Origin of the sequence: Stenotrophomonas sepilia, from assembly GCF_003244875.1 — a bacterium.
In the GTDB taxonomy this organism is placed as follows: domain Bacteria; phylum Pseudomonadota; class Gammaproteobacteria; order Xanthomonadales; family Xanthomonadaceae; genus Stenotrophomonas; species Stenotrophomonas sepilia.
Map to the genome: position 1 here is coordinate 1 of NZ_LXXZ01000076.1, position 11,505 is coordinate 11,505.

At 65.2% G+C, this 11,505-nt stretch carries 10 protein-coding genes and 1 tRNA gene; 9 read left to right on the top strand and 2 right to left on the bottom strand.

Annotated features, from left to right (window positions below; all coding sequences use genetic code 11):
- The 3 genes from A7X97_RS15875 to A7X97_RS15885 form a co-directional block, all read left to right on the top strand.
- Positions 1 to 2,507 (top strand): TonB-dependent receptor domain-containing protein (locus A7X97_RS15875; RefSeq protein WP_111008170.1); only part of this gene is annotated, 2,507 nt, incomplete at its 5' end.
- A 65-nt stretch (positions 2,508 to 2,572) separates the two neighbouring features.
- Positions 2,573 to 3,928, top strand: coding sequence for a Gfo/Idh/MocA family protein (locus A7X97_RS15880; RefSeq protein ID WP_111008181.1), 1,356 nt, complete (start codon positions 2,573 to 2,575; stop codon positions 3,926 to 3,928).
- Positions 3,929 to 4,048: 120 nt separating this feature from the next.
- Positions 4,049 to 4,405: a hypothetical protein gene (locus tag A7X97_RS15885; RefSeq protein WP_072167989.1), complete on the top strand. Its 357-nt coding sequence runs from the start codon at positions 4,049 to 4,051 to the stop codon at positions 4,403 to 4,405.
- Positions 4,406 to 4,433: 28 nt separating this feature from the next.
- Here the strand turns inward: A7X97_RS15885 and A7X97_RS15890 are convergent.
- Positions 4,434 to 4,510 (bottom strand) — tRNA-Arg (locus tag A7X97_RS15890).
- A 149-nt stretch (positions 4,511 to 4,659) separates the two neighbouring features.
- Here A7X97_RS15890 and ubiA point away from each other — a divergent pair.
- The 3 genes from ubiA (at position 4,660) to A7X97_RS21935 (ending at position 7,582) form a co-directional block, all read left to right on the top strand.
- Positions 4,660 to 5,553 (top strand): 4-hydroxybenzoate octaprenyltransferase, encoded by an 894-nt coding sequence (gene ubiA / locus A7X97_RS15895; RefSeq protein ID WP_049461703.1) that lies wholly within the window; start codon positions 4,660 to 4,662, stop codon positions 5,551 to 5,553.
- Between the two features lie 167 nt (positions 5,554 to 5,720).
- Complete coding sequence (locus tag A7X97_RS15900; RefSeq protein ID WP_176698787.1) at positions 5,721 to 7,145, top strand: short-chain fatty acid transporter; 1,425 nt, start codon at positions 5,721 to 5,723, stop codon at positions 7,143 to 7,145.
- 272 nt (positions 7,146 to 7,417) lie between these two features.
- Entirely contained in the window at positions 7,418 to 7,582 is a 165-nt protein-coding gene (locus A7X97_RS21935) for a hypothetical protein (RefSeq protein ID WP_005414774.1), read from the top strand.
- A gap of 54 nt (positions 7,583 to 7,636) precedes the next feature.
- Here the strand turns inward: A7X97_RS21935 and A7X97_RS15905 are convergent, their stop codons facing one another.
- Positions 7,637 to 8,263 carry a YiiX/YebB-like N1pC/P60 family cysteine hydrolase gene (locus A7X97_RS15905; RefSeq protein ID WP_111008171.1) on the bottom strand — a complete coding sequence of 209 codons (627 nt, stop codon included), beginning with the start codon at positions 8,261 to 8,263 and terminating at the stop codon, positions 7,637 to 7,639.
- A 205-nt stretch (positions 8,264 to 8,468) separates the two neighbouring features.
- On the opposite strand from A7X97_RS15905, the gene A7X97_RS15910 reads away from it, so the two are divergent.
- The 3 genes from A7X97_RS15910 (at position 8,469) to A7X97_RS15920 (ending at position 11,465) form a co-directional block, all read left to right on the top strand.
- On the top strand, positions 8,469 to 8,993 hold the full coding sequence (locus A7X97_RS15910) for a hypothetical protein (RefSeq protein WP_072167986.1): 525 nt from the start codon (positions 8,469 to 8,471) through the stop codon (positions 8,991 to 8,993).
- A 52-nt stretch (positions 8,994 to 9,045) separates the two neighbouring features.
- Complete coding sequence (locus A7X97_RS15915) at positions 9,046 to 9,618, top strand: hypothetical protein (protein ID WP_227836791.1); 573 nt, start codon at positions 9,046 to 9,048, stop codon at positions 9,616 to 9,618.
- Positions 9,619 to 9,740: 122 nt separating this feature from the next.
- Positions 9,741 to 11,465, top strand: a complete 1,725-nt coding sequence (locus A7X97_RS15920) for a peptidoglycan-binding protein (protein ID WP_072167985.1) — start codon at positions 9,741 to 9,743, stop codon at positions 11,463 to 11,465.
- Positions 11,466 to 11,505 lie beyond the last annotated feature (40 nt).

Consider the following 11,505-nt stretch of genomic DNA (forward strand, 5'->3'; position numbering starts at 1 on the left):
TGGAAGTGCTGACCGACGGCGCGTCGGCCGTGTACGGTACCGACGCGGTGGCCGGCGTGATCAACGTGATCACCAAGCGCAACTTCCAGGGTGCCGAGATCAGCTTCACCAACGACACCTCCTCGCGCATCGATTCCTACGGTGAGCGCCAAGCCAGCATCACCGCCGGCTTCGGTGACCTGGCCGAGAACCGCTTCAATATCTATGGCGCGGTCAACATGTACCGTCGCGACGCGATTCCGCTGAGCGATTTCTACGACAAGCGTCCGGACCAGTACTACGTCAACAACCCGAACTACCTCAACAACCTGCGCCTGGGCGTGGGCAGCAAGCCGGGCGAGTTCAACCCGGGCACCTACTTCGCCTTCGATCCCGTTACCGGCCGCCGCGTACAGGAAGCTGCGCCGGGCTGCAGGAACGTGCTGACCAGTGAAGCGGCCGGCCCGCGTTGCGTCTGGGAAACCTGGATGAACAACGAGATCGATGCCGGCGCCAAGTCCGAGCGCAACACCGCCTACCTCAACGGCACCTTCCTGGTCGGTGACAACACCGAGATCTTCGCCGAGGCGACCTATACCGACATCGACCTGCGCGCCAACGGCGGCACGCCGCGCACCTATGGCACCACGACTGGCAACCCGACCAGCTGGTTCTCGCGCAACACCGGCAACACCGTCAACCAGTTCCTGTACCCGTTCCTGGGCCCGAACAACGAGTACAACCACGCCAGCCCGCAGTTGAAGGCCATGATGGGCGGCGTGGTCGGCCTGAACTACCTGCTGCAGGATGCCGGCCCGAACTACTTCGGCCAGCGCAATACCGACAAGAGCTATCGTGTGCTGGCGGGCGCACGTGGCAACGCGGGTGACTGGAACTGGGAAACCGCATTCGCCAGCGCTGGTACCCACTCCACCACCTACCAGACGATCAACGTCAACACCAAGGGTTTCGAGAAGGCGTTCGGGCCGTACACGATCGATCCGGGCACCGGTCGGGTGATCATCTCCGACCACCCGGCGTACAAGTTCGGCGAGATCAGCGAAGCCAACGCCGCGTTGATACGTGAAGCGTTCCCGACCTTCGACATCCAGTCGTGGACCCGCCTGCATACCCTGGACGGCAAGATCGAAGGACCGCTGTTCCAGCTGCCGGCGGGCGAGATGCGCGCCGCGTTCGGCTTCAACGCCAGCCGTGAGACCTTCTACACCCCGGGCAATGCCGATGCGGCCAATGGCCTGATCACCCAGCAGGGCGGCTCGTGGTTCGACGGCAAGCGCAACACCTACGCGCTGTTCGCCGAGACCGTGGCGCCGATCACCGACAAGCTGGAACTGGATGCGGCGGTGCGCGTGGACAAGTACCCGAACTTCAGCGCCAACATCGCGCCGAAGATCGGCTTCAAGTACCAGGCGTTCGATCAGCTGATGCTGCGCGGCACCTATTCCACCGGCTTCCGCGCACCGAGCCTGGCCGAGTCCGGCAACGGCGGCGTGTTCGCCCAGCTCGGTGGCTTCCGTGACGAACTGCGCTGCGGCGAGACCAACGCCATCGCCAACCTGCTGCTGAAGTCGCAGCGGCCGGGTGACGTCGACCTCGGCAAGACCCTGCTGAACGTCGACTGCAGCCGCACCGTGGCGCGCATGACCCAGCCGAACAAGGACCTGAAGCCGGAAAAGGCCAAGATCGCCACCCTCGGCTTCGTCTACGAGCCGGCAACCTGGCTGTCGGTGTCGGCCGACTACTGGTTCATCTACCGTGACAACGAAATCGTCGCGCCGGACTATCGCCGCATGGAAGACATCATCTCGATGTCGCGCTCGCCTATCACCGACAGCGACCGCGCCAACCTGGCGCAGCTGGCGGCAATGTGCGCCGATCCGGCCAGCGGCGTGAGCTGCCCGGCCACCCTGCCGGGCTACTCCGCCGGTAACGTGGCCAGCGTGGTCGGCCAGTACAAGAACCGCGGCAAGACGCTGATCGACGGCTTCGACATCGACGCGCGCAGCCGCTTCTCGCTGGGCGACTGGGGCAACCTGAACATCGGCCTGGCCGCCACCATCGCCAACCGCAACCGCTTCTACATGGACGCCGAGAACGGCTGGTACTACGGCGACGTGGTGGGCTACTACAACAACCCGCGCCTGCGTGCCACGCTCAATGCAGACTGGACCTACAAGCAGGTGACCACCAGCATGTTCGTCAACTACGTGGGTGGCACCAAGTGGGCCACCGACCAGATCGACGAAGAGAGCAACAACAAGGAAACCTGCACCGGCGGCTACCTGGCCCTGCAGAAGAGCAAGTGCGATGGTGCACCGTCGTGGTGGACCGCCAACATGAGCGTCACCTGGCGCCCGGATGATGCGTGGAACCTGAGCTTCACCGTCAAGAACCTGTTCAACCGCCTGCCGTTCTACGATCCGAACAGCTTCCTGGGTGACTCCAGTGACTACGCCACCATCTTCGGCCGTGGTTACAGTGTGACCATCGGCTACCGGTTCAAGTAATTCCGTTTGCGTGACCTGGCGTGCCGGCTGCGGCCGGCACGCTGCCAAGAGGAGAGATGTTTGCCATGAAGCGTAGGGAATTCATCGCGGCCAGTGCCGCTGTCGCCGCCAGCAGCCTGCTGCCGCAGACCCCGGCATGGGCACGCGGGCGCAAGGTGCGCCTGGCCATGATCGGTACCGGCATGCGCGGGCTGGTGCTGCTGAAGGAGCTGGTACGTCGCGACGACGTCGAAGTGGTTGCCCTGTGCGACATCGAGCCGATCATGCTGGGCCGTGCCACAGAGATGGTGGCGAAGGCCGGCAAGCCCACGCCGAAGACCTATGGCCAGGATCGTGATACCAACGCGTGGAAGCGCCTGCTGGAACAGAAGGGCATCGATGGCGTGATCATCGCCACGCCGTGGGAGTACCACGCACCGATGGCGATTGCCGCGATGCAGGCCGGCGTGGCCGTGGGCTGTGAAGTGGTGGCCGGCATCACCCTGCAGGACCACTGGGACGTGCTGAAGACCCAGCTGAGCACCGGCACCCCGTACATGCTGCTGGAGAACGTCTGCTACCGCCGCGACGTGATGGCGGCGTTGCAGATGGTGCGCCAGGGCCTGTTCGGCGAGCTGGTGCATCTGCAGGCCGGCTACCAGCACGACCTTCGCGGCGTGAAGTTCAATTCCGGCGATCCGAACCAGCCCTACGACAGCGGCGTGGAGTTCGGTCCCAAGGGCTGGAGCGAAGCACGCTGGCGCACCGAGCATTCGGTGCAGCGCAACGGCGAGCTGTACCCCAGCCACGGTATCGGCCCTTGCGCGATGTATACCGGCATCAACCGTGGCAACCGCTTCACCCACATCAACGCCTTCGCGACCAAGGCACGCGGCCTGCACGAATACACCGTGGCCAAGAGTGGTGGCACCACCCACCCCAGTACCCAGGTGAAGTTCAAGCTGGGCGACATCGTCACCACCACGCTGGCGTGCGAGAACGGCGAGACCATCCTGCTGCAGCACGACACCTCGCTGCCGCGCCCGTACTCGATGGGCTTCCGCGTGCAGGGCACCAAGGGCCTGTGGATGGACGTGAACCATTCGATCCACATCGAAGGCCGCAGCCCGCCGCACCAGTGGGAAGAGTTCAAGAAGTACCAGGACGAGTACGAGCACCCGCTGTGGAAACAGAATGCCGACACCGCCGCCAGTGCCGGCCACGGCGGCATGGATTGGTTCGTCATCCATGCATTTGTGGAAGCACTGAAGGCCAAGGCACCGATGCCGATCGACATCTATGATGCGGTGACCTGGAGTGCGATCACGCCGCTGAGCGAGCAGTCGATCGCCAACGGCTTCCAGACGCTGGAGTTCCCGGACTTTACTGCTGGTGCGTGGAAGACGCGCAAGCCGATCTTCGCGTTCGACGGGAAGTACTGATCTGCTCTTGTAGAGTCGAGCCATGCTCGACTGCTTTGAAGCCAACGCCGGGCCATGCCCGGCGTTACTGCATCGGCCGTATGCTGTGGCAGCCATCAGGAAGAGGAACGGAGGCTGCGCATGCAATGGATGACCTTCAGCTGTCCGCTCTGCGGCGCTGCCGGGCAACGGTTTCCACTGCGCTCTGCAGGCAAACGCCAGGCGAGGACGGCATGCCGCGGGTGTGGCGTGGTGCTGCGCTCGGACCCACGCCTGGGCATGCATTCGCTCTATCTGCTGTACACACAGTTCATCGCCATGCTGGCTGTATTTCCCATGATCTGGGCCTACACCCTGGGTCGATGGTTCTGGCTGACGGCGATCTGGGCCCTGGTATCGGCGCTGTGCTGGCTGCCCGGCATGATCAGGCATGCACGCAGCCGGATCTGCCGCGCCACGCCGGATCCGAATCGAAGCTACGCTCGACGCAGGCCCTAGGGACCGGAACGGGGGGATAGAAAGAACATGGCGCGCCCGGAGGGATTCGAACCCCCGACCAATGGCTTCGGAAGCCACTACTCTATCCGGCTGAGCTACGGGCGCGTTGTAGAACCGCCGCGCCGTCGGCCAGTGCCGGGGCGGGCATCGCACCGCCATGAAGCGGTGCGGGACGGGCATTCTATCCAGTTTCGCCGAACAAATCTCCCCCCACCGGCAAAGCCCTGCCAGAGGGGCAGGAGTATCCTATCGCCATGGCTGATACCCCCCTCACTTCGCCGCAGTCGCCGGCGACGCCGCGTTGGCGGCATTACTGGAGTCTGATGCGCGCTGATCGCCCGATCGGCACGTTGCTGCTGCTGTGGCCCACGTGGTGGGCGTTATGGCTGGCTGCCGGCGGCCTGCCGCCGCTGTGGACGCTGTTCGTGTTCACCGCCGGCGTGTGGCTGACCCGCTCGGCCGGTTGCGTCATCAACGACTACGCTGACCGCTGGCTCGACCCGCATGTGGAGCGCACCAAGGCGCGGCCGCTGGCCACCGGCGCGATCAGCGGCCGTGCCGCGCTGGCGTTGTTCGCCGTGCTGATGCTGGTGGCGTTCGGCCTGGTGCTGACCCTGAACGGGCTGACCATCGGCCTGAGCTTCATCGGCGTGTTCCTGGCCGCCAGCTATCCGTACCTGAAGCGCTACACCCATCTGCCGCAGGTCTACCTGGGCATGTCGTTCGGCTGGGGCATCCCGATGGCGTTCGCCGCCGTGCAGGGCGAGGTGCCGATGCTGGGCTGGCTGCTGTATGCCGGCAATATCCTGTGGTCCACCGCCTACGACACCTGGTATGCCATGGTCGACCGCGAGGACGACCTGAAGATGGGCTCGCACTCCACCGCGATCCTGTTCGGTGATCTCGATCTGGTCATCCAGGGCGTGCTGTACGCGCTGTTCCTGGCCACCATGGCGCTGGTTGGCGTGCGCGGCGGGCTGGGGGGCTACTACCTGGCCGGCGTGGCCGTGGCTACGGTACTGGTGGTGTACGAATTCTGGATCTGCCGCAACCGCGAGCGCGGCCCGTGTTTCAAGGCGTTCCTGCACAACAACTGGGTCGGCGCCGCGCTGTTCGCCGGTATCGCCGTGGACCTGGCGTTGCGTTGAACCTACGGTGGGGTAGAGCCGGCCGCTGGCCGGCTGCACCCGTGTGTGATTCCGAGGTTGCCGGCCAGCGGCCGGCACTACCCTTCTCCGCCACTACGACCAATAGGTGGCAGACAGCCCACACCCCACCGCCCAGAATCGGTCCATCGAACCTGGGAGGGTAGGCGATGGCCTCGACGGCAGCAGTACAGGACGGCTGGATGGCGCGCGCAGCGCTGCGCTCGGCCGCCTGGGCGGAAAAGTGGTTCCCCGATGCGTATGTGTTCGCGGTGCTGGGCGTGGTCATTGTCGCGCTGGCCGCGATGGGCTTCGGTTCGACCCCGCAGGCCACCGCCAGCGCCTTCGGTGACGGCTTCTGGAGCCTGATTCCCTTCACCATGCAGATGGCCTTCGTGGTCATCGGCGGCTACGCCGTGGCCACCGCGCCGGTGGTCGCACGCTTCATCGACTTCCTGGCCCGGGTGCCGCGCACCGGTCGCGGTGCGGTGGTGTACGTGGGCCTGGTCAGCATGCTCGCCTCGCTGCTCAGCTGGGGCTTCTCGCTGGTGTTCGGTGGCCTGCTGGTCCGCGCGCTGGCCCGTCGCACCGAACTGCGCATGGACTACCGCGCCGCCGGTGCGTCGGCCTATCTCGGCCTGGGCGCAGTGTGGGCGATGGGGCTGAGCTCGTCGGCCGCACAGTTGCAGGCCAACCCGGCCAGCATGCCGCCGGGCCTGGTGGAGATCACCGGCGTATTGCCGTTCACCGAAACCATCTTTCTGTGGCAGTCGATCGCCCTGACCGCAGTGCTGATCCTTGTCTCGCTGCTGATCGCCTGGCTGACCGCGCCTGCAGCCGGCAGTGCGCGTACCGCCGAGGAATTTCCCGGCGCTGCGCAGGCCGAGCCGGAACCGCTGCAGCGACGCACGCGCCCGGGCGAATGGCTGGAATACAGCCCGCTGCTGACCGTGCTGCTCTCGCTGCTGGCGTTCGGCTGGCTGTTCAACGAGTTCGCCAACAAGCCGGTGGTCACTGCCATCGCCAACCTCAACACCTACAACTTCCTTTTCATTTCGCTGGGCCTGCTGCTGCACTGGCGCCCGCGCAGCTTCCTCAACGCGGTGGCCAAGGCGGTGCCGAGCACCACCGGCGTGCTGATCCAGTTCCCGCTGTACGGCGGTATCGCGATGATCCTCACCCACGCCGCCGGTGGTGACGGGCAGACCCTGGCGCACCGGCTGTCGAGCCTGTTCGTGCACGTGGCCAGCACCGATAGCTTCGCGCTGGTGATGGGCATCTACTCGGCGGTGCTGGGCTTCTTCGTGCCGTCCGGTGGCGGCAAGTGGATCATCGAGGCGCCGTACGTGATGCAGGCCGCCAACGAGCTGAAGGCGCACCTGGGCTGGGCAGTGCAGGTCTACAACGCGGCCGAAGCGCTGCCGAACCTGATCAACCCGTTCTGGATGCTGCCATTGCTGGGCGTGCTGGGGCTGAAGGCACGCGACATCGTGGGCTTCACCTTCATCCAGTTGCTGGTGCACATCCCGCTGGTGCTGGGCCTGTTATGGGTGCTGGGCATGACCCTGGCGTATGTGCCGCCGGTGATGCCGTGAGTGCAGGGCTGGCGTCCGTGCGCGAGCAGGACGCCAGCTCCGTTCAGCGCGTGTTTCCAGCAGAGCACGCCATGAATGCGCGCAGTCGGGCTGACGGCATGAGCACATGCCGAACCCATATGAATCCTTCATCGGCTTGTGCCGCAAGGGGCTTTGCCCGTTCATTCACGCGCGTACACACCAATGTAGCCGCCCACCAACGCGCGATTAACTCTTCGCTGCAGACGATGGTCCCGTCCACCGCATTCCGCGTGTGGCTTTGGAGATCGGACATGGCACAGCAGAACCAGAACCCGAACCAGAAGCAGCAGGGCCAGCAGAACCAGCAGGATCAGCAGCAGGGTCGTGGCCGCGACCAGCAGCAGCAACAGCAGCAGGAACAGCAGCAGCGCAACCAGCGCAACCAGCAGCAGGGTGGGCAGGACGAGGAAGAGTGACTTCGGCACCCACTTCCTGTGATGCGCGAAGCCCCGCCCCGTGCGGGGCTTCGCTTATTCCAGCACGCCGATACGGTGCAGCACCGGTGCCGCCGACATGTCGTTCGGATTGGTGCCCGGCTGATCCTGCGGCACCTCCATGCCCATGGCGCGGTAGAGATCGACCCAGTGCTGTGCGATCTGCCCGGTCTGCGGGTTGCGGAAGTTCATCGGCTGCAGTGCGAACACATGGTGCGCACGGAACGCGCGTTCGATGAAATCCGAACAGTAGTAGCTGTCCTCATTCAACACATACGACGTGTTGTAGGGCTTGCCCAGCATCGTGCGTGCGGTCGCGACCGCATCCTTGATGGCAGCCTGCTGCGATGCGCGCAGTCGATAGACGACGAGCTGCCGCTGCTTGCCTCGGGCGTCCTCGCGGAACTGATCCAGCGTCTGCCGGCGCGAGCCTTTCTCATCCGCATGCAGTACCTCCCAGCCGTCTGGCGCCGCAGCGACCAGGGCCACGTGATCGAAGCTGGGTGCGCCCTGCTTGCCGGTGGCATCGTCGATGGCCGCGCTCAGGCCGGCATGGCCGGCGGTGACGAACAGCAGATCGCCTTCCCGGACCTCCAGCGCGGCCGCACCACCAGGCCACAGCGTTGGCAGCAGCAGGGAGAGGGCAAGCAGGAATGCGCGCATGGGGCCAGGGTCGAAGCGTGTGCGGCGTAGTCTAACGGCTGCTGCGATGACGTTGATTTCAGTATTAGTGTGATATTAGTCTCAATTCAGCATGTCGGGATATTCCTGACAGCGGATGTTGAAACTGAATTGACCGAGGCATGGCTATCCTTGCCTCCCTACCGCGCCGGAACCGCGCGCGACCGCCCGGAATCAGGAGGATCCCGTGAACCAGCTCCGCCCCGTTGCCCTGCTTGCGCTTGCCCTGGGGCTTGCGCTGTCCGGCTGCAAGCCTGCGCCCCAGGCAGCCCCCGCTGACGCCGCCGTACCGGCTCCGACCAGCACAGCCGCCGCCACGGCGCCGGCCACGCCGGTTGCCGCAGTCCCGGCAGACGCGTCTGCCAGTTGCCCCCATCCGGTCTTCGACGACTTCCTCAAGCATTTCGGCAACGAGATCGCGCTGCAGGAAACGTCCACTGCCGATCCGCTGCTGGACAGCCACATCGACAGCGAAGCCGAGCCGGAGCCACGCAAGGTGGAGGAGAAGGTGCCGCTTGCCAAGGTCGAATGGCCGGTGATGCCGGACCCGGCCACGCTGCAGCGCCAGGGCCGCGAGATGCAGGTCACCCGCCTGCCCGATGGCCAGGTACAGGTGCAGATGCGCACTCCCGATACCAGCGACCAGCAGATCTACACCTTTGCCCAGAAGCCGTGCTGGCAACTGGTCAAGCGTGAGGACGAATCGATCTGACCCCTGAGCAACCGCCTGCGGGCGGTCGTGTGATTCACCCAAGGAGCCCCGCATGCGTCTGTCTCCCGTTGCCCCCGTACTGGCCCTGATGCTTGCTGCCTGCAGCGGCCCTGAGGCGGCTGCACCGGCGGCCCCTGCTTCCACTGACCCGGCAGCGACGCCGGCCGCACCTGCGGCTGCCGTTGCGGACCATTCCACCTCTCTTACGCGCGACGAGACCGGCATGCATATCGATTGCCAAGGCACCCGCCTGCACCTGGCGGCCCAGCCCACCCAAGACACGGACGCTTCCCGGCTGACCACGCTGGAAATTGAAAAGGACGGCGCACGCCAGGCCATTGCTGCGCCCAAGGAGATGGACGGCTATACCGCCGTTGGCCTGGCCTGCGTGCAGGACCGCAGCGGTACGCCGTACTTCGTCGTGCAGTACGGTGAACTGCCGTTCGGCTGCAGCTTCTGCGAGTGGTACTACCTGTACGACGCCAGTGGCCGCCAGTTGACCCACAGCACACCGCCGCTGCGCGGCGCGGAAGGCGAAGAGCAGGAGCCCAACAACGACGAGTACGAGAAGTTGATCGACTCGCTCGGCATCAAGCACCCGGAGGTGAACTACATCGAAGACTGAGCGCAGCGGCAGGACGTCGCACGCGCGCTGTGAACGCAGCACCGCAGTACCGCAGTACCAGAAGTACCAGGAGCAGTACCCCTTAAGGAAATTCCCTTTTTCATAGAATGGATAGCACAGAAATGGCAGACATCTACCAGGACATGGTCCAGCCCCGCGGGGCGGCCTACAGCAGTGACCGCATCAAATCGTGGAGCCACTACCGCGAGCCGATCGACCAGAGCGACGGCCGCCTGCATGGCAACTCCCGCCGGTGGGGCGATGCGACTCCGGAAGTACAGTCACGGGTGATCGACACGATCATCGAGTCGGCGCGCGAGAAGGGACTGACCCCACGCGAAACGGCGCACGTACTGGCCATCGCCCGCGTTGAATCGGGTTTCAACCCCGATGCCGCCGCTGGCACCACCTCGGCCTCGGGCCTGGGCCAGTTCATTGACAAGACCGGCAACCACTACCACCTCAACAACCGCAACCGCTTCGACGTCGGCGCACAGTCCGACGCACTGGTTGACCATTACATCGATAACCGCACGCTGGCGCACAAGCGCGGCCAGGGTGAGGAGTACATCTACAAGTACCATCACGACGGCCCGACCCGTGATTACGGCGGCCTCGCCCTGTCTGAAAAGAAAGTGATGCCGTACGTGGACAAGTACGAGCGGTTCGTGGAGCAGCGCCTGGGACTGACCCACGGCCAGTCCCAGGGCAGCCACGCGGCCCCCGCCGTAGCTGCGGCCACGCACGCGCAGGCCAAGCCGGCAGCGGTGCATGCCGAAGGCCAGACCCGCACCTTCGAGCAGACGATGCAGGTGATGCTGCCCCCGCAAAACGGGGTCAAGCCGCACATTACCGGTGAGTTCGGCGAACACCGCGCGCACAAGCCGCACGGTGGCACCGACTTCAACTATGTCGGCGGCCAGCACGGCCGTAATCTGCAGCACCCGACCGTCAACGCGCCGATCTCCGGAACGGTGACGTTCGTCGGTGGCGACTACGGTACGGTGAAGATCAGGGATGCACAGGGCAACTCGCACGAGATCCTGCACCTGCAGTCGACCCAGGTGAAGGAAGGCCAGCCGATCAAGGCGGGTGAGCCGATCGGTACCATGGGCGGCCGTGGCCCGGGCGGTGCGGGTCAGTATGCCCAGCACGTGCATTACCAGTTGAAGAATCCGCACGGCAAGCTGATCAGCCCGCAGGACTTCTGGGACCACGGCAAGCTGAAGGAAACCGGCAAGGGTGGCCATTCGCATGACGCCGACCACAACGGTGTGCTGCGCCAGGGGGCCAAGGGCGAGGAAGTGACTGCGCTGCAGAAGGAACTCAACCGCCTGGGCGTGCGCGACGGCCAAGGCAACCCGCTGAGCGAGGACGGCAAGTTCGGTGCCAATACCAGGGACGCACTGATCGCCTACCAGAAGCAGCACGGGCTCTCCGCCGATGGCGTGGCGGGTCCGGCGACGCTGGGCAAGCTGGCCGAAGGCCGCAGCCATGCCGAGGCGGCGCCGAAGGGGCCGCAACTGGGCGACAAGGCGCATCCGGATACGCCGCTGCACAATGCGATCCGCGGCCACATGCCGGGCATGATCTGCAACGAGATGAGCGCGCATGTGACCGCCCAGGCCAAGGCCGCCGGCATCGATTCGCCGGAAAAGCTGCAGGGCGTCACCGTGCAGGATGGCAAGGCCTTCGTCGTGGGCACCGTTCCCGGCTTCCGTACTGCGGTGGACATGACCCAGACGGCACCGAGCCTGCAGGAGACCAGCGCTGCAATGCTGGCCAAGCACGAGCCTTCGCAGCAACACGTGCAGGACGAGCAGCAGCGGGTGGCCATGGGCCGTTGACCACTGCGTGTGAAGAAGTGTGTGGTAAAGGAGGCCGGCC

Bases quoted from the DNA above. Each gene is read 5' to 3' on its own strand.
- A7X97_RS15920 (WP_072167985.1), top strand. From the start codon at position 9,741: ATGGCAGACATCTACCAGGACATGGTCCAGCCCCGCGGGGCGGCCTAC.
- A7X97_RS15885 (WP_072167989.1), top strand. From the start codon at position 4,049: ATGCAATGGATGACCTTCAGCTGTCCGCTCTGCGGCGCTGCCGGGCAA.
- A7X97_RS15915 (WP_227836791.1), top strand. From the start codon at position 9,046: ATGCGTCTGTCTCCCGTTGCCCCCGTACTGGCCCTGATGCTTGCTGCC.
- A7X97_RS21935 (WP_005414774.1), top strand. From the start codon at position 7,418: ATGGCACAGCAGAACCAGAACCCGAACCAGAAGCAGCAGGGCCAGCAG.
- A7X97_RS15880 (WP_111008181.1), top strand. From the start codon at position 2,573: ATGAAGCGTAGGGAATTCATCGCGGCCAGTGCCGCTGTCGCCGCCAGC.
- ubiA (WP_049461703.1), top strand. From the start codon at position 4,660: ATGGCTGATACCCCCCTCACTTCGCCGCAGTCGCCGGCGACGCCGCGT.
- A7X97_RS15905 (WP_111008171.1), bottom strand. From the start codon at position 8,263: ATGCGCGCATTCCTGCTTGCCCTCTCCCTGCTGCTGCCAACGCTGTGG.
- A7X97_RS15900 (WP_176698787.1), top strand. From the start codon at position 5,721: ATGGCCTCGACGGCAGCAGTACAGGACGGCTGGATGGCGCGCGCAGCG.